The organism is Sporosarcina thermotolerans (genome assembly GCF_030067815.1).
Lineage (GTDB): Bacteria > Bacillota > Bacilli > Bacillales_A > Planococcaceae > Sporosarcina > Sporosarcina thermotolerans.
Window position 1 is genome coordinate 3,046,615 of record NZ_CP125968.1, and the last position, 18,190, is coordinate 3,064,804.

At 40.5% G+C, this 18,190-nt stretch carries 19 protein-coding genes and 4 pseudogenes; 10 read left to right on the plus strand and 13 right to left on the minus strand.

Annotated features, from left to right (window positions below; translation table 11 throughout):
* Positions 1-87 precede the first annotated feature (87 nt).
* Positions 88-1,241: pseudogene (locus QNH10_RS17195) on the plus strand (aminotransferase class I/II-fold pyridoxal phosphate-dependent enzyme).
* Between the two features lie 239 nt (positions 1,242-1,480).
* On the opposite strand, the gene QNH10_RS17200 reads toward QNH10_RS17195, so the two are convergent.
* The 4 genes from QNH10_RS17200 to QNH10_RS17215 form a co-directional block, all read right to left on the minus strand.
* The gene (locus tag QNH10_RS17200) at positions 1,481-2,329 is read right to left on the minus strand and encodes a GNAT family N-acetyltransferase (RefSeq protein ID WP_283732533.1); all 849 of its coding nucleotides are present in this window, start codon (positions 2,327-2,329) and stop codon (positions 1,481-1,483) included.
* A gap of 229 nt (positions 2,330-2,558) precedes the next feature.
* Complete coding sequence (locus QNH10_RS17205; protein WP_283732534.1) at positions 2,559-2,903, minus strand: DUF2269 family protein; 345 nt, start codon at positions 2,901-2,903, stop codon at positions 2,559-2,561.
* Positions 2,904-2,916: 13 nt separating this feature from the next.
* On the minus strand, positions 2,917-3,249 hold the full coding sequence (locus tag QNH10_RS17210) for an ASCH domain-containing protein (protein WP_283732535.1): 333 nt from the start codon (positions 3,247-3,249) through the stop codon (positions 2,917-2,919).
* A 114-nt stretch (positions 3,250-3,363) separates the two neighbouring features.
* Complete coding sequence (locus QNH10_RS17215) at positions 3,364-4,116, minus strand: FixH family protein (protein WP_283732536.1); 753 nt, start codon at positions 4,114-4,116, stop codon at positions 3,364-3,366.
* A 153-nt stretch (positions 4,117-4,269) separates the two neighbouring features.
* On the opposite strand from QNH10_RS17215, the gene QNH10_RS17220 reads away from it, so the two are divergent.
* From QNH10_RS17220 to QNH10_RS17245, 6 genes and pseudogenes are all read left to right on the plus strand, one after another.
* Positions 4,270-4,947: a response regulator transcription factor gene (locus QNH10_RS17220; RefSeq protein ID WP_283732537.1), complete on the plus strand. Its 678-nt coding sequence runs from the start codon at positions 4,270-4,272 to the stop codon at positions 4,945-4,947.
* Complete coding sequence (locus QNH10_RS17225; protein WP_283732538.1) at positions 4,944-6,356, plus strand: sensor histidine kinase; 1,413 nt, start codon at positions 4,944-4,946, stop codon at positions 6,354-6,356. Before QNH10_RS17220 ends, QNH10_RS17225 begins: the two co-directional genes overlap by 4 nt.
* Positions 6,343-6,909 carry an SCO family protein gene (locus QNH10_RS17230; protein WP_283732539.1) on the plus strand — a complete coding sequence of 189 codons (567 nt, stop codon included), beginning with the start codon at positions 6,343-6,345 and terminating at the stop codon, positions 6,907-6,909. The genes QNH10_RS17225 and QNH10_RS17230 overlap by 14 nt, the downstream gene beginning before the upstream one ends.
* Positions 6,910-6,980: 71 nt before the next feature.
* Positions 6,981-7,292 carry a hypothetical protein gene (locus tag QNH10_RS17235; protein ID WP_283732540.1) on the plus strand — a complete coding sequence of 104 codons (312 nt, stop codon included), beginning with the start codon at positions 6,981-6,983 and terminating at the stop codon, positions 7,290-7,292.
* Between the two features lie 79 nt (positions 7,293-7,371).
* Positions 7,372-7,691 (plus strand): annotated as a pseudogene (locus QNH10_RS17240) (YflT domain-containing protein).
* 116 nt (positions 7,692-7,807) lie between these two features.
* Positions 7,808-8,182 carry a hypothetical protein gene (locus tag QNH10_RS17245; RefSeq protein WP_283732541.1) on the plus strand — a complete coding sequence of 125 codons (375 nt, stop codon included), beginning with the start codon at positions 7,808-7,810 and terminating at the stop codon, positions 8,180-8,182.
* A 97-nt stretch (positions 8,183-8,279) separates the two neighbouring features.
* On the opposite strand, the gene rlmN is transcribed toward QNH10_RS17245, so the two are convergent.
* A complete protein-coding gene (rlmN, locus tag QNH10_RS17250; RefSeq protein WP_283732542.1) occupies positions 8,280-9,350 on the minus strand; it encodes a dual-specificity RNA methyltransferase RlmN in 1,071 nt (356 codons plus the stop codon).
* Between the two features lie 100 nt (positions 9,351-9,450).
* Complete coding sequence (locus QNH10_RS17255) at positions 9,451-9,633, minus strand: NINE protein (protein ID WP_283732543.1); 183 nt, start codon at positions 9,631-9,633, stop codon at positions 9,451-9,453.
* 147 nt (positions 9,634-9,780) lie between these two features.
* Between QNH10_RS17255 and QNH10_RS17260 the strand changes: the two genes are divergently transcribed.
* A complete protein-coding gene (locus QNH10_RS17260; RefSeq protein WP_283732544.1) occupies positions 9,781-10,578 on the plus strand; it encodes a histidinol-phosphatase HisJ family protein in 798 nt (265 codons plus the stop codon).
* A gap of 46 nt (positions 10,579-10,624) precedes the next feature.
* Here QNH10_RS17260 and QNH10_RS17265 read toward each other — a convergent pair whose 3' ends face one another.
* From QNH10_RS17265 to gdhA, 4 genes and pseudogenes are all read right to left on the minus strand, one after another.
* Positions 10,625-11,230, minus strand: a complete 606-nt coding sequence (locus QNH10_RS17265) for a YdcF family protein (protein WP_283732545.1) — start codon at positions 11,228-11,230, stop codon at positions 10,625-10,627.
* Complete coding sequence (locus QNH10_RS17270) at positions 11,223-12,029, minus strand: DODA-type extradiol aromatic ring-opening family dioxygenase (protein WP_283732546.1); 807 nt, start codon at positions 12,027-12,029, stop codon at positions 11,223-11,225. The genes QNH10_RS17265 and QNH10_RS17270 overlap by 8 nt, the downstream gene beginning before the upstream one ends.
* Before the next feature lie 127 nt (positions 12,030-12,156).
* Entirely contained in the window at positions 12,157-13,365 is a 1,209-nt protein-coding gene (locus QNH10_RS17275; RefSeq protein WP_381426456.1) for an argininosuccinate synthase, read from the minus strand.
* A 177-nt stretch (positions 13,366-13,542) separates the two neighbouring features.
* Positions 13,543-14,925, minus strand: a pseudogene (gdhA, locus tag QNH10_RS17280) (NADP-specific glutamate dehydrogenase).
* A gap of 275 nt (positions 14,926-15,200) precedes the next feature.
* Between gdhA and QNH10_RS17285 the strand changes: the two are divergent.
* Complete coding sequence (locus QNH10_RS17285; protein WP_283732547.1) at positions 15,201-15,341, plus strand: hypothetical protein; 141 nt, start codon at positions 15,201-15,203, stop codon at positions 15,339-15,341.
* 62 nt (positions 15,342-15,403) lie between these two features.
* On the opposite strand, the gene QNH10_RS17290 is transcribed toward QNH10_RS17285, so the two are convergent.
* Positions 15,404-16,684 (minus strand): glycoside hydrolase family 18 protein, encoded by a 1,281-nt coding sequence (locus QNH10_RS17290; protein WP_283734679.1) that lies wholly within the window; start codon positions 16,682-16,684, stop codon positions 15,404-15,406.
* A 183-nt stretch (positions 16,685-16,867) separates the two neighbouring features.
* Between QNH10_RS17290 and QNH10_RS17295 the strand changes: the two are divergent.
* Positions 16,868-17,484, plus strand: a pseudogene (locus QNH10_RS17295) (spore coat protein).
* A gap of 82 nt (positions 17,485-17,566) precedes the next feature.
* On the opposite strand, the gene QNH10_RS20785 reads toward QNH10_RS17295, so the two are convergent.
* Entirely contained in the window at positions 17,567-17,896 is a 330-nt protein-coding gene (locus QNH10_RS20785) for a pseudouridine synthase (RefSeq protein WP_347177907.1), read from the minus strand.
* Positions 17,893-18,150, minus strand: coding sequence for a pseudouridine synthase (locus QNH10_RS20790; protein WP_347177908.1), 258 nt, complete (start codon positions 18,148-18,150; stop codon positions 17,893-17,895). Before QNH10_RS20790 ends, QNH10_RS20785 begins: the two co-directional genes overlap by 4 nt.
* Between the last annotated feature and the right edge of the window lie 40 nt (positions 18,151-18,190).

Below are 18,190 nucleotides of genomic sequence, written 5' to 3' on the forward strand. Positions count from 1 at the left end.
GCATATAGTAGAATGATAGCAATCGGTATTCTGATGAGTCTAAAAAATACGAAAACGGGGTTGTTCATATGATTTCAAATCGATTAAATAACATGCCTCCACTTTTTTTCCGGGTTAGTTAAAAAAGTTGAAGCAGCGAAGCAATCCGGTCTGGACATTATCAATCTTGGAAGAGGAAATCCCGATCAACCGACACCTGATCACATTATTAAAGCTTTGCAGTTAGCCGCGGAACGTCCGGAAAATCATGGCTACTCGCCATTTAACGGTATTCCAGAACTACGAAAGGCAGTTGCAGATTTTTATAATCGGGAATACGGTGTGGAGGTGGACCCTGATACAGAGGTCGCCATTTTAGGCGGTTCAAAAATTGGGTTAGTGGAAATTCCCCTTGCGATGATGAATGAAGGTGATCTTCTCTTATTGCCTGATCCAGGGTATCCTGATTATCTATCAGGTGTTAGTCTTGCAAACATCAAGTATGAAACGATGCCGCTTCTTAAGGAAAATGGGTACATGCCAGACTTTGCTTCAATTTCAGATGAGGCGAAGCAAAAAGCAAAGATCATGTATTTGAACTATCCGAACAACCCGACGAGTGCCGTTGCAAACATTCCTTTTTCGAAGAAACGATTTTCTATGCAAGGGACAATGGAATATTTATCGTGCATGATATGGCGTATGGAGGAATCGGTTTTGATGGAGTTAAGCCGGTAAGTTTCCTTCAAGCGGATGGAGCAAAGGAACTCGGAATCGAACTGTATACGTTGTCGAAAACATATAATATGGCTGGTTGGAGGGTCGCCTTTGCAGTAGGAAATGCAAAAATGATTGAAGCCATAAGCAGATTGCAAAGCCAGCTGTTTATCGGCATGTTCCCCGGAATCCAACACGCTGCAATCGCGGCTTTAGGTGCAGATCAATCATGTGTGGGTGAACTGACGGCACTATATGAGAGTCGTAGAAATGTATTGATAAGCGAATGTCAGCGTATCGGATGGGACGTAGAAGCACCGAAAGCCTCATTCTTCGCTTGGTTGCCTGTTCCGGAAGGCTATACGAGTGAATCATTTGCGGATATCCTTCTTCAAAAAGCAGGAGTCGTTGTTGCTCCAGGCAACGGCTTCGGCAAACATGGGGAGGGTTATGTACGTGTGGGATTGTTAGAGAGTGAAGAGCGGATTGCAGAGGCCGTTGGAAGAATTGAGGCGTTGGGGATATTTACGGCGAGTGAAGCTTAACTTGCAATGAGGCCGCCAATGATGGCGGCCTTTTTGTATGCTCATGGGCAGGCTTTGGGAACGGCATATACTTCTTGAGCGCGGCACGCACTTCTTGAGCGTGGCACACACTTACTTGAGCGCGGCATGCAATTCTTGAGCGCGGACGCACTTACTTGAGCGCGGAACGTAATTCTTGAGCGCGGAACGTAATTCTTGAGCGCGGGACACACTTCTTGAGCGCGACCCACGCCCTCCCCTTATTTCTCAAATCCAATATGAATCGAATCCGCAATATGCTTATATCCAATTTCCTTATAAATCTTATTTGAAGTAGGATTCATCATATCAGTATATAGAACACAGAAATCATACTCTTTTAAAAGCTCCATGGAGCCGTATGCCACCATCGTCCGAGCATATCCTTTCCTTCGTTCCTCTTTCGGTGTAAAGACCAATGAGACCGTGACTCCATTCCTTGTCGGCCTTGATTTCTTCATCATTGAAACAACTTTCCCTTCATCTTCCCACAAGAATACTTCCTGTGCTTCAATGAATTGTGTGACTCTATCTTTCACAAGTTCAATAGGAGTCCTTTCCAAATTCGCATCATCTTCAAAAAACGAATACCAGCTTACAATCAATGAATGATCATCCATCGTCGCATACCGCCAACTTCCCGGACTCATATCAATCGTTTTATCGACATTTTCCAATCGATAAAGCCCTTGATCCATCAAAAGTTTTTGCTTTTCTCCTGTATGTGCCACCCATTTGTCTGCAAACAACTCAGCCCATTGCTTCAAGCTAATAACTGATGTGACAGTGACTGCAGTTTCGTTAATTTCACGGATAATGAAATCTATCACTTCATCAATTTTACTTTCATCCACAATGACAAGATTTACTGGATGTGGGGGTGTCATTTGAAGAAGTGCAAGTACCTCATCCCCTTCCACCACTGCTGCCATGAATGGATTCTCATACTTCCCCGCCTTAATTGCCTGTAAAACACCATAAAACAAGCTGAAGACATCCTCTTGCTTCTCAACGATCGGTTCGGCAACCGTTGCAAATTGCTTTGCGTTCTCAAATCGAATAAATTCCATTCCCCATCCCCATTTCTTTTCCAGTATTATACAGACAATTGACAGATTTGTCATCCATGTCTTTTAATATCTTAGGTCCAGAAATAGCAAAAAAAGACATGCAGAATAGCATGTCCTTTTCAATATGTAAATCACTATTCGCTTCACCACAGCAACGGCTTTTGAACCATTAACCAAAGCATGATGAGCAAAAGCCCAATATAAATCCACGAAGTCCTATTTAGTACGGTCAGGATTTCTCCTTTATTACTTTCAGGAAGATGATACCTTTTAAGCACTTTCGTAAAGCCAGTCGAAAGAAAAACGCCGATAACAGCATGATGGCAAGTGTTGCAATCACCCATGAAGTATACCAAGGCCATGGCCCAGTCAGAATAAGCAGCACACCTGAAATGACTAACACATGTCCTGCGTGCATGACAATTCTAATAATGACATGGATGACCGATAAAAATGCACTTTCGGATGATTCGTCGACATTCCGCAGCCTCTTAATCGAAGGCATTAATAGGAATAATGGTCCGATGGAAAGGACTGCGGAGAAGACGTGGACAAAAACGATTGTCCCGTACATGTATTTCATAACATTAGTCAGTAACTGGGCTGAATTCGTGGACCCACACGCTCATTTGAGGAAGCCAAGGCATTTTCGGGTGTAAAGCTAAAATGGATTGTTTATATTCTTCCATATTTGCATACCCTTCCTTAACTGCATGCTCATCAGTTATCTCGCCGAGTGTTTGTTTGTAGAGCTTATCAATTTTGAACTTCTTCCCATCCAAAATCATGATCTCGTCCGGATATGCATAGACGCCATTTCGTCTCGTAGCTGTTTTTTCTCCTCTTAAAACCTTCTGTACATCTTCAGGAATTGTAACAAGACGTTCGATCGAGCAAGACTTTTCTGGTAGTTCATTCATACTGCATCGCCCCTATTCTTAATCTACTACTATCATAGCGATTTCATGCTTTTTTATCCAATGAAAACCGGTGCTTCCTATATCATTTCACATTTCAGTCACACTTTTGTTAGCTTAATGAACCTCAAAAGTAAACTCTTCATGTTCATGTAGACCATTGTCATCTTTCACATGAATTTTCACCGTATAAGTACCTGTTTTATCGAAACTATGAGCAGCCGTGTATTCACCGGCTTTCAATTCAATCGTATCAATCCATAAATGCTTTTCGCCAAGGCTATCGCCCCATACTTGGTAACGCACGTTTGCTTTTTCAAGAGGTTGTCCGTCAATTTGCAAATGCGTCATCAATTCAGTTTCAGCTCCAGCTTCCGCATTTTCAGGCTTTACGAAATGAAGGGAAAAACCTTCTGTATGGCCATGTTCATGACCCTGGTCCGCGTGTTCATCATCATGACTTTCTACATTAGGACCTTTTCCAATTGTCACTTCTTTAAAAGGCATTGAATGCAAACGTTTTGCATCGACATGAACTTGGATATGATAAAGTCCATCCTTCTCAAATGAAGTTTCAGCGGTATATAAACCATTCTTTTCATTAACTGAATCAATCATGATAGAATCGTCTTTCTTCCCATCTTCCCACACTTCATATACGACTTTATCTGCATCCTCAACTTTTTCATCGCCGTATGTGACAAGAGCCTCCATTTTCACAGTCTCCCCCACTTCAGCATGCTCAGTGACGGAAAGATCGACAAGAAGCGGTAGGACTTCCACTGAAGACCCGTCGTCTACTTCTTTTCCACAGGCCGATAAAACCAGTAACCCAAAAATAACTAATAGTGCACTAAACTTCTTCTTCATCTTCGTGCCTCCATTTTTAATACTTAACGTTTCGGATTTTGTCCAGTATGATAGTATCAATTAATTAAGAAGTAACTATGAAGTACTTCTTCATTAGTATTTCACAACAGTTTTCTATTATAAAGTTATAAACATTCGAAATGAGGTTTTTCGATGAATCCCTATACAATATTAATAATAGATGATGAGCCGCAAATGAGAAGGTTAATACGCACATTTCTTACTCGTGATGGCTATTCAGTCGAAGAAGCTACCGATGGGCTTGATGCTCTTTCTAAGATTAATATGCAGCAACCGCATTTATGTATTGTCGATGTCATGATGCCCTATATGGATGGCTTCAAATTCGCCAAAGAATTGAAACAAACCGCAAATATTCCCCTTATTTTTTTATCTGCGAAAGGTGAGGAATGGGATAAAATCGAAGGTTTGAAACTTGGCGGTGATGATTATATCGTCAAACCTTTCATGCCCGGTGAATTGTTGGCAAGGGTAGAATCCGTGCTTAGAAGATCGTATCAAAACACCCCAATGAGACAGGCTCTTGTCATCGGCCCCCTTGTCATCGATTCCGATGCGCATACAGTCACGTTGGATAATAAGCCGCTACCATTAACACTTAAAGAATTTGGCGTCCTTGAAACATTGGCCAAAAACAAAGGACGGGTCTATTCACGTGAGCAACTACTTGAATTAGTGTGGGGGAATAACCATCATAGTACTGATCGGACAGTCGACACGCATATCAAAACATTGCGCCTGAAGATGGGTGAAGCTGGAAGCATGATTGAAACCGTATGGGGAATCGGCTATAAATTTGAGGCCAAATGATGAAGAGGCTCACCTTAAGTAAAAAACTATTTACCGTTTTTCTATCAAGTATTGCATTCACGATTCTATTTTCGTTTTTCTTTATTCACCTCCTTTATTCACAGCTTTATATTTCAAGTATCGAGGAATCGATAGTCTATCAAGGGAAGCGAACCGCCTCCCATTACCATTATGGCGAACTAAGTGATGAAATCATCGAGAAAATCCAATGGTATAATATTGTTTCCGAATATGAAATCATCGTTGTCGATCAATTGGATGACCTTTCCTCCTATTTTCCATATAAGATCAATTATGAAAATTTAGTTGACAACGCCGACCAGAAAAGACTCGAAAATGGAGCTTATTTGCTTAAAAAAGGATATGTCGAGGAGCTTGGCCGTGAAATCATAGGTGCCATTTTCCCTATTAAAGGAGAGACGGGTTTAATCGGATTTATTTATATTTATGTTCCATTGGCCGCGATACAAGACGTATTCCGTGAAAGCATACCACTAATGGTAACTGTCGGCACACTGTTCTTCTTCATCCTTTTCCTTGTTATGAATAAAATAATAAACTCTATGTTCAATCCGTTGCGTGATTTACAAAGGCTGTCCTCTGAAGTATCCAAAGGAAACTATAGCAGCCGAATCGAAACAGTTCGGGAGGATGAAGTCGGACAGTTGACGAATGCCTTTAATTCAATGAGTCTATCGCTTGAGGAGCAGGAAATAAGGAAGAAGGAATTCACCTCCAATATCGTTCACGAGCTCCGAACGCCGTTGACGTATATAGGCGGATACACACATGCCTTAAAAGCAAAAATCTATTCTTCCCCTGCAGAAGCCGAGGGTTATTTAACGACCATTGAAAAAGAAACAGTCCGTTTAAATAAGCTTGTTAATGATCTCGTCGAATTAAATCATCTACAGGAGAATCTGTATGTCCTTCATAATGAACCAATTGCGATTGCGCAACTCATATTGGATACTGTCGACTTATTCAAAATATTGATCGCTGAAAAAGGATTACAGCTTCATCTAAATATTGAAGAAAACAGCATCATTACAGGGGATTCGCAAAGGATTCAGCAAGTCTTCTATAATGTTATCGACAACGCCATTAAATACTCATCTGATGGTGGAAATTTAACGATCACATTGAAAAAATCCGGGGAAAATATCGAATTTCAAGTCGACAACCAGGGAATCCACATCCCGAAAGAAGACATTAATCGAATTGGTGAACGCTTTTTCAGAACAGATAAAGCAAGAAATCGAACGACCGGCGGAACTGGTCTTGGGCTTTCGATTGTGAAGGAAATTATAAGACTTCATGGTGGCACATTTTCCATACAAAGCGATCCATCTACAGGAACTTCTGTTAAAATCCATTTGAAAGAGAGGTCGAAAAATGAGGCCAATTAACCTAGTTCATTTCCTTGTTTTAATTCTTCTCCTGTCCGCATGTGGCACTTCACAACAGACTGGGAGACAAGTCACTTCTTTTTCATTTACAGATCAAAACGGAAATTCTTTCGGTACGGAACAATTAGACGGAAAAGTGTGGATCGCGGATTTCATCTTCATCGGCTGTACAACAGTTTGCCCACAGATGACAAGTGAAATGGCAAATTTGCAAACGGCTTTCAAAGAGAAAGGCCTTGAAGTTGAATTTGTCTCATTTACGGTAAATCCGAATATCGATTCTCCAACGATTTTGAAAGATTATATTAGTCAATTTACAGACGATGAATCGAATTGGCATCTTTTGACTGGCTATTCACAGGAAACAATTGAGAGTTTAGCGTTGAATCAATTCCAGACTATTGTCCAAAAACCAAAGACTTCGAGCCAAGTCATTCACGGAACAAACTTTTATATCGTCAATCAAGACGGACTAATCGTCAATGAATTTAATTATGTAGAAGAAAATTTTGTTGAGCAAGTAGTGGATCAGGTAACTAAACTTCTGAAATGATGCTGAAATAATTGGCGCCATAAAACAAAACTGATACGATTAGAGCAATATGAATTTCAAGGAGGATGCACTTGAAAGAGTCAATAAACGAATCCATTGCTTCTCTACCTTATTTCACAGTAGAGCGATCTATCGAATGGTTTCAGCAAAAACATCAGCAATCATCCAATACCATTCTGCTATTTCAGGACTCGATCAAAACCGAGCAGAACACTTTTTCTCTCGAACATGTACTTGATCTATCCTATCGACCTTTTTCAAATGGAACAGGCTTGTTTTACCTTCATACAAACAGAGGGGTTTTCACTTTCGAAGTGAAAACCGATCCAAATGAGTTCATCGAATCGTATCGCAAGTTAAAAGGGGATTATTATCCATTTTAAATATCCGGCTTATGTCATTTGTTTAATTATGCCCGATTAGAGGTATATAAAAACAAATACGTTTGGGAGGTAATTTAAAATGGTAATGAAGAAAATCGTGGAAAATGCTGTTCAAGCTAAAAATGAGATTGAGGTTTTGACAAGTCAAGGGTATACGCATGATGACATTTATATTTTCGCACATGATAAAAAAGATCCGATGATATTACTGAAGCACTTGATACGGAAAAGGTGGGCATGAAGGAGCAAGGATTCCTTGACAGCATGAAAAACATGTTCACTTCACGTGGAGATGAACTCCGAAGCAAAATGGAAGCTGCGGGCCTAACAGCCGAAGATGCGGCAGATGCGGAGCGCGAACTCGACCACGGGAAGCTTGTCCTCATCGCTAAAAAATAATAAATCGATTATGGCTGTTCCATCCGAAGATGTTTCCGATGGAACAGCTTTTCTTCTTTTCCTACACTTTACTCACTTTTTCCGTTATGATATGTACTGAAAGTGGGTGCAGGACAATGGATAAAAAGTTATGGAAAATAGGATTTTTCACGGGTTTGACTTCCTTCTGTCTATTAATATTAGGAATTCGAACGATTTTGGGTACGGACTTGGTTCTGAAAAACTACTTTACATTTGGTGTTTTTAGCTTAACAGTCGGAATCTTAGCGGCATCATTACTATTTTATAAGTTTAAAATTGCCTTCAGAATTTTCATGGCAGCCCTTATTTTAGGATTCGCTGAGTTCTTTAGAAGTTTTCTTATGGATAAAAACGGGTTTGGCGATTTGATCGGTATTCTTTCCCTTTTCATCATCACGACATTCGGATTTGGGATTGCAGTGATCGTTCAATTTATCGTTATCGCTATTCGAAAGATGAAAAATAAATAAACGCGCTTAATTTAAATGAGCCAGGAGAATAATGCGATCAACGCTTAAATTCACACAAAAAAACGCATGCCGTTAAAAGCATGCGTTTCCTTATATATTAATTTGCTTTGACTTTATCTTTCTTAATTTGCTTACTACGCAATTGACCACAAGCTGCGTCGATGTCTGTACCGTGTTCAAGACGGACACCGCAGTTGATTCCGCGCTTTTTCAATGTTTCGTAAAACGCTTTAATCGCCTCGGACTTGCTTCGCTGATACTGGCCGTGTTCATCGACTGGATTGTATGGAATTAAGTTTACATAGGACAGATGGCGTTTATTATAAAGCAGTTTCGCCAATTGTTCCGCTTCCACTACATGATCATTCACATCATCCAATAGGATGTACTCGAATGTTATCCGACGATTCTTCGCTTCCAAATAGTAATCAATGGCATCCATCAACTTCTCGATCGGGTAAGCTTTATTGATTTTCATAATTTGACTGCGCAAATCATTATTTGGTGCGTGTAATGATACAGCTAAATTGATTTGAATATCTTCTTCCGCGAATTCACGGATTTTCGGCGTTAATCCACTTGTTGAAACTGTGATATGACGTGCACCGATTGACAGACCTTCTTGGTCATTTACGACACGAAGGAAATTCATCAAGTTCGTGTAATTATCAAACGGTTCACCAATTCCCATGACAACGATATGGCTGACGCGTTCACCGCCGCCCAAATTATCAAGATGCTCTTGCACTTTCATAATTTGTCCAACGATTTCTCCAGCTTCCAAATCTCGGTTTTTCCGCAATAGACCACTTGCGCAGAAACTACAGCCGATATTACATCCGACTTGTGTCGTTACACATACCGATTGGCCATAAGGAAATTTCATCAGGACTGTTTCAATCAGGTTCCCGTCCTGCATTTTGAAAAGGAACTTGATGGTTCCATCATCCGAAACTTGTTTCACAGACTCCTCAAGAGTCTGAATCGCAAAATTCTCATCTAATAATTGAAGGCATTCTTTATTTATATTTGTCATGTCTGCAAAGTTGATGACACGCTTTTTATAAAGCCAGTCCCATACTTGTGCAGCACGGAATTTCTTTTGTCCATTTTCTACAATAAAAGCAGTTAGCTGCTCCAATGTTAATCCATAAATTGATTTTTTCATGTCAATTCCTCACCTCTAAGCTTGGCATTCAGTCATTATACCATAATAACGGACAAAGCGGAAGAAAAAAAGCTGCATTTTAAAAATTGCAGCCTCTTACTCATTTTGGATCTTTCACCTGTTTTTTATCCTGCTTTATTTTCATAATTAAAACAAAAATATTCATCAAAGATAGAACAGTGAACATGATTGCAATGCCTGTCTGGCCTTTTGAAAAACGGTCAATTGCAAAATAGCCTAAGAAAATGATGAGCGCAATATCGATATATTTTGGAGTAGTCATTTAAATGCCTGCCTTCCCTTACCCTATACTTTTTACATAAGTATAACAGTTTTCCTGTTTGCATTGTATCCTATTTTAAGCTTCCTTAGATTAAAGATTTCATCAATGATATGATAACAATACAATGTCATTTTGGAGGAATAAACAATGTTTGATTACCATATGCATAGCTCGTTTTCAAAGGATTGCACTGTTGAAATGGAAGATATGGTTAAAGGTGCTATTGCAAAAGGCCTCACGGAAATCTGCTTTACCGAGCATATCGACTATGATTTTCCAGATGATGCAATCGAATTTGATTTTGATAAACAAAAATATACGGAGCGAATCGAGGAGCTACGGCAGCTTTACGATGGACAAATCATTATTCGAAAAGGTGTTGAAATCGGCGTTCAGCCTCATATACTGCAACGATATGACGAAATGCTGAACGCTGAATCCTTCGATTTCATAATCTGCTCAATGCATACTGTTGAACGAAAAGGTTTGCATTACGGAGAGATTTTCAAAGGAAAAACAGCGGAAGAAGCATCCATTAGTTATTATAATGAATTGCTTCACTGCGTGAAAAACTTCGATAACTATTCGGTTTTAGGACATATTGATTTGATAAAGCGATATGCTCCAGAGATTGTCCAAAATGATTTCCATGCTATTTTAACCGAAATCTTCAATCACATCATTCCTGCAGGTAAAGGGATCGAATTAAATACATCGGGTGTTCGTTATGGTTTGTCAAACGGCTTGCCAAGTGATGATATTCTCAAGCTTTACAAACAATGCGGTGGCGAAATTATCACTTTAGGATCAGATGCCCATAAACCCGAGCACATCGCTTTTCAATTCAAGGAGTCACTTGAGTTAGTAAAGTCAATCGGGTTTTCATACATCACATCATTCAACAACCAGGAACCCGTTTTTCATCCGATTGACAAATTATTATGAACAGAAATAAAGCTGTATTCTCCAAATTAATGGAAATACAGCTTTTTCATTTGCCTACGATATAAGTTTTAATAATAGCAAGCCTCTCACGAATATGTTGTTGAATCTTCACCGATTCAGGTGTTTTTGCCGCCAAGGCATCTGTCTTTAGCCCAAGGCTATCTGCGAGCATCCGTGCCCGCGCCAAATGGAAGTCGCTTGTTATAATTGTTATCGAATCAATATCTTCCGGTAAAAGCTTTTTTGAATAAAGGAGATTTTCATATGTTGATGTTGACTGAGATTCCATCAGCAACCGACCTTCGTCAATTCCGTGCTCCGTCAAATATCTTCTCATTGCTTCCGCTTCCGAAATTTCTTCATCAGGTCCCTGTCCACCCGATAAATGAATCGTACATGGGTGAGTTTCTGCATAGGATAGTGCCGCTTTTAGTCGATAGTGCAAAGTAAGTGATGGCGTCTCCCCGTTCACTTTCGCACCAAGGATAATAGCGAATTCATTCGTACCGCCCGCCACGGGTTTTTGTCCTTGAGCAATCCACATTCCTAATAAAAACCAAACTGATAAGCCTAAGATAATAACTATCCCTATTACAATCCCCATTTTCTTTGATTTTTTCACTACATCACCTGTTTCGGTTAACTTATTCAATAGCAGCACAAATCAATCCAAAATAAGTTGGTGCTTCATAGGACAAGAATTTCACTTTCCTATCATTCGCTGGAATTGCGCCGGCCAATATAAGGGTTTGCCAAATGCCATCAGGTTTCGCGGCTTCGATATAATCGGCATCAAAATCAGCCATTTTCTCCAACTCATTCTGCTTGATCAATTCCACTACTTCCGCATCAAGCTTTTCCGCTGCGGGATCATACCCATAGGGTCCCGTCGCGTCATGAGTATGTGACCAGTCACAACTCGCGATTAGCCCTACCCGTTTTGTCCCGGACAATACTGTTTCACGTAACACTTTTCCAAAGGCAAGATGCTTTTCATATGAAAGTTCTCTCGATGGATTTATTACGACAATAGGTACATCCGGCATGAACCGTAGAGGTACCATCACACCCCAATCAAGTGGCAAACAAGAAATCGGACCGGCCGCCGTACCATAGTTGATAGCACCGACGGGTATACCCGCTTTTGATGAGGCTCCAACTATATTTCTCGCTAACTCCCTATCTACAATCCGTTCCATCACAAAGGTGGCTCCATTCTCATTGAGCGACCCTTCCATTCTCTCCGAATCCGTTATCGAAAACTGCCCATTTATGCGTGTACCATGTGGCGTTAATACGATGATCACATCCGGCTTCGCCTGCTTCATTTCCATTCCTAATTCTGTTAAACTTTCACGAGTTTTTGACATTCGTTCAGGAATGCTTCCTTGAAGTTCTGGTATTATTTCTCCGCCATGAGGGGCGATACATGAAAAAACAAATGGATTCAAAATTCCACACTCTCCCAATCTATACAAGCTGCTATCTTTTTTCTATTCTATACAAATTACGAATACCCTTTTTCTGCAGAATAAAAGACAAAAAACCTTCTACATTGTCTGTAGAAGGTGAATTGAATCAGTTTTTGACTTTTTGTAGTTTATTTACGGTACTATGCACTTCAGTCGGCAATCCCCAAAGTTGAATGAACCCGACTGCGGCCGATTGGTCAAATTGATCATCGGATGTATAAGTTGCAAGTTTTTCATCATACAGGGAGTTTGCAGACTTTCTTCCTTCAACAATTGCATGCCCCTTGAATAATTTCACGCGAACAACGCCGTTGACGTATTGCTGCGTCTCCTTCACAAAAGCTTCCAGTGCATTTCGCAATGGGGAGAACCAAAGACCGTTATAGATCAATTCGCTCAGTTTTTGTGAAACAATTGGTTTGAAGTGGGCGATGTCCTTGACAAGTGTCAAATCTTCCAACTCTTTATGTGCTTTCAATAAAGTCACGGCACCCGGACATTCATACACTTCACGGGATTTTATACCGACAAGACGATTCTCCACATGATCGATTCTTCCGACTCCATGTTTGCCGGCAATTTCATTTAATTTCAAAATAAGTTCGCTTAAAGGGTAATGCTTTCCGTCAATACTCACCGGTACGCCCTTTTCAAATTCAATTTCAATAATATCCGGTTGGTCTGGAGAGTTTTCGATGGAAGTTGTTAGCCCAAATGCCTCTTCTGGCGGTGCTGCCCAAGGATCCTCTAAGATTCCACATTCATTGCTTCGACCCCATAAATTTTGATCAATGGAATACGGACTGTCGAGATCAACCGGTATAGGAATGTTTTTTTCTTTTGCATAAGCGATTTCTTCTTCACGGGACCAGCTCCATTCGCGAACAGGAGCAATGACTTCAAGTGTCGGATCTAACGCCTTTATGGCTACTTCAAATCGGACTTGATCATTTCCTTTACCAGTGCAGCCATGCGCCACGGCTGTCGCGTTTTCCTTATGCGCAACTTCGACCAATTTTTTCGAGATCAAAGGACGAGACAATGCGGAGACAAGCGGATATTTATCTTCATAATAGGTTCTCGCCTGCAATGCAAGGAGTGCATATTCTTGGGCAAATTCCTCTTTCGCATCGATAACATAACTATTTACAGCACCAACCTGTAAAGCCTTTTGCTGGATAAAGTTCAAGTCTTTCCCTTCCCCTACATCCAAACAACAAGCTACAACGTCGTACCCTTTATCTGTTAACCATTGAACAGCCACTGAAGTGTCCAAACCACCTGAATAAGCTAAAACCACTTTTTTATTCCCCATAATCTCATCCTCCTTATTCATATATATGTATCTTTATTCACCATAATGTATTTTTATGATATCACAGATATTTTGAATTTCAAGTGGAATTATTAAATAAACACTAGAAACGCTCGTTTATCTACGGAACCGCACGATTATAAGCGTAAAAAAAACTACCCAGAGGTAGTTTTTAGATTATCGAATTCCGTGTGCGACCATTGCATTAGCGACTTTCAAGAATCCGCGATATTGGCACCCATTACAAGATTGCCTGGCTTGCCAAAGCGCTCCGCGGCATCCTTACAGCTTCCATAGATATTTTTCATAACTGTTTTCAATCGCTGGTCGACTTCTTCCGCTGTCCAAGCAAGGCGCATACTATTTTGAGACATTTCCATAGCTGAAACTGCAACTCCCCCAGCATTTGCGGCTTTTGCAGGTGCGAATAGAGTTCCGTTCTTAAGGAATAATTCAATCGCTTCAATCGTGCATGGCATATTTGCCCCTTCACCAATCGCCTTCAGACCATTTTTGATAAGCATATTTGCCGATACTTCATCGATTTCGTTCTGAGTAGCGCATGGAAGTGCTATATCACAAGGGATCGTCCAGATTTTCGAACAGTCTTCATGGTACTCAGCGTGTGGATGGGTTTTCCGGTATTCCCAAATCCGCTTGTTCTCAACTTCTTTTAAACGTTTTACGGTTTCAAGGTCAATACCATTCTTGTCGTATATATAGCCACCTGAATCACTGCAGGCAACAACTTTCGCACCTAATTGCTGTGCTTTTTCCATGGCATAAGTAGATACATTGCCCGACCCGACACAATAACCGTACTATCTTTGAATGACATTCCATTCTCATTCAACATTTCCTCAACAAAATACACGGTGCCATATCCCGTTGCTTCCTTGCGCCCAAGAGATCCGCCAAGACTAGGGTCCTTTCCAGTAAGGACACCCGCTTCAAAACCGCCCTTCAAGCGATTATATTGGCCGAACATATAACCGATTTCCCGTTTCCCTACACCAATATCACCTGCGGAACGTCCATATCGGACCCTATATGTTTGCTTAATTCGGTCATGAAGCTTTGAGTGAAACGCATAATTTCTCGCTCCGATTTCCCTTTTGGATCGAAGTCAGATCCACCTTTTCCGGCACCTATCGGTTGTCCAGTCAATGCGTTTTTAAAGATTTGTTCAAACGCAAGAAATTTCATAATGCTATTGTTTACGGATGGATGAAAGCGGATACCACCTTTGTACGGACCTAATTCACTATTAAATTGCACACGGAATCCACGGTTAACATGCACCCTTCCCTGATCGTCCTCCCAAGCTACCCGAAATGAGATGATTCTCTCTGGCTCGGTAATACGTTCTAAAATTCCGTCTCGAATGTATTCGGGATGTTTGGCAAAGACCGGCCGTAGCGAGACGAAAATCTCCCTAATGGCTTGTAAAAATTCCTTTTCATCCGGGTTTCGTTTTTTAACTAACTCGTATACTTCATGCACATAATCATTTGCACGACTTCTGTTATTATGGCTAATTTCTACATTTTTCAATTCCATCATCCCTTTCGAAGAGCAGCTGCATCAATATCGCAATACAAATAATCAATATTCCAAAAATTATTTCCATTCTTCATATTATTACTGAAAATATGAACCCATTCAACAATTTCTTCAAAAATAGATAATTTCTTAACATAATTGTGTCGGATTATAAAAATAATGTCGAAAGGTATTTGTTGAAAATAAAATCATTTATCCGTTTTAAAACATAGATTATTATTAGGCCTTCATAGGATTGGAAAACAAATTCAAGGAGAAAGAGGAGATGCTTTATGAAATTCACCAAATTTTTGCGTGCAGTCATCGGAGCCAATGTAATTATCATTATGGCTTTCGCATTCCTACCTGCTCTGTTGATCAATCCGAACGTGGATATTTTCCAAAACATAGTAAACTATATCTCAGGCGACTAAATTAAATGTAAGCGAGGATAAAATGAACCATATGTGCAACGATGCACATATGGTTCGTTTTATCATCGCTTTCTAATAATAAAGTTATCCGTGAGTAACAACCAATTTTGAGGGAACGCTAACCCTAACTTCCAGTACATGATTCCCCTTAAATTAAATTCCTTTATCAAGTTGAACTTTGCTTGAATGCTTCGTGCATCTTCAAACCAAACATCGTGACGCACACCGTCAACCCAATATAGGAAGAATGGTGCCTGCGCAGTCGTATCGTATTGGATCTCAGCATTTCTGCTAATCGCTAAATTTACCGCCTGTTGAGGACTAAGCGCTTTTGCAGCTACCCCGGTTTTTGGTGGATATGGATAGGTCCAATCGTACCCATACAAATTCTGCCCAAGGAAGATTTTTCCGCTTGGTATTTGACTAACAGCAAATTCCACAACCCGTCGAACCTGATTGATCGGACTGACAGCTTGTGGGTCACTATACGAATATCCCCATTCATACGTCATTAGCGTGACGAAATCGACTATTTCACCGAGAGATTTAAAATCGATTCCCCCATACATGCCACTTCTGGCATCCGTCATTTTTGGTGGCAATGCTACAGATAACGTTAGACCGACAGCATGAAAGCGGGCACGGGCATTGCGCATGAATTGATTATATAATTCCCTGTCTGATGGTCTTATAAATTCAAAGTCGAAGTGGATGTCGCTAAAACCCAATCTTTTTGCAGTTTGGACGATATTTTCAAATAGACGATTTTGAACTTGTTGGTCTGTTAATAGGACATGCGCCAACTCCGGACTGAATTTAAATTCTTCCAAGTTAGTGACAACCATTGCATTCAGTACGCCTGCTTGTGCGGCGATTTCTGGCATATTGTCAATAGGTGGAGCTTTTAATGATCCATCCCGTTGTGCTTCGTAACTGAACATCGCTAAATAGGTTAGATCCCTAACCCTTCTTCTTACTTCGGCGACAGTCGACGTAAGTGTCGCTTCCCTTGGCTCGACATAGAGGAAGACCTCAGCTATCGTCTTTCTTCTCTGCGGAATATACAGTCTTTGTCCTACATATAAAACGCTATTCGGCGAAATTCCGTTAATTCTTGCAAGTTCTTCTACAGTCGTTCCATACAAATGTGAAATGGTATAAAGCGTTTGACCCGATTGAACCCAATGATAACTTCCCGTAATCGGAATGACCAATGCTTGACCAACCGCAAGCCGAGAAGGGTCAGTTAGTTCGTTCGCCTTTGCAATTTCCTCATAGGGTATTCCATATACCTGACCGATTCCATATAAACTTTGTCCTTGTTGCACAACATGGATTTGCAAATTCATCCTCTGCCTTTCGTTGACAAAATGTCCTTTCTCCCATGTTATTTTTTAAGGCTTATGTTTATGCGTGATTTTAATTTTTTTCACGCATACACAACTCTGTCAAAGCCATACTACCTTCGATTGATATCACCAACAAAAGGAGGAAATTAATTGACACAAAATCAACTTGGCGGCGAAATGCACCAAAATATGCACACTGGATCCGTTCCCCGACTATGAATCATGGTGGCCATGAATTATTCGACGTCCATGAAGTCCTTTCAAGCGCAATCGCAGGGTTGAATCAGGCGATGATTTTACGACCTCATGTAAAAGACCCCGAGTTATTGGACATTCTGGATAGGCAATATCGGTTTGCAATGGATGAATATAATATTACCGTTGAGTGCTTTAAAACAGGACAGGACCCTTCCCATCCGACAGGAAGCTATAAAATGAAACAAAGCAACGATTTCATTTATGGGATGAAACAATCACAACCGAAAAAGCCAATGCAAAATTCGAATGAAATAACGGATGAAATGATTTCAGGCTTTCTTCTTGGTAGTGCAAAAGCAAATGCAACTGGGAAAACTGCGGCAGCACTTGAGACTTGCAACCCTGTCGTAAGACGCGTTCTACAAGATTCTATACCGAATTGCATTGAAATGGCTTACGAGCTTGCCCTCTATCAGAACAAGCATCATTATTACCAAGTACCACAACTTGCTCAACAAGACATGCAGCAACTCGTAAATTCATACGCATCCGCTCAAGGGCAACCAGCTTTGCCGCCGAACCAACAACTACAGTAAACTAAAGCGTAGTGCAACGGTTTTGCCTCGACAGTGGATGAAAGTAAAAGCCGCCACGATATAGTTGTCGTGGCGGCTTTCATTACAATGATTTATTAAGGATCGAAGAAGGAATTTCCGATTCGAATTTCATGATCTCTTTCGATATCGGATGTACAATCGTTAACGCAGTGGCATGAAGTCCAAGGCGCTTTATAGGATTAACGGTTGAACCATATTTTTTATCGCCCACAACCGGATGGCCAATTTCCTCCATATGAACACGTATTTGATTTTTCCGACCGGTTTCCAAACAAACTTCCAACAATGAATATTGGCGATTCGATCGGATTTTACGGTAATGGGTAATGGCAAGCTGACCCCCATTATCTGTCGGATTAGAATAGACCTTATACGTCCTTGTCTCCTTCAACCAAGACTTGATCGTATCTTTTTCTTCTTAACATTTCCTTGGACTAACGTAGTATAAATTCTCTCCTTCACAAATTCATCCCAGTTGTCTTGCAATTGCATTTTCACCATTTCACTTTTCGCGAATAGAAGTACACCGGATGTATCCCTATCCAATCGATGGACAATGAAAATTCGTTGCCCGGGATTTTGCTTCTTTACATAAGATGAAACTTCACTGAATGCTGTTTTTTCATTTTTATCTTTCGCAGCCATCGATAAGAGGCCGGCTTCCTTGTCAATAACAATAATCGAT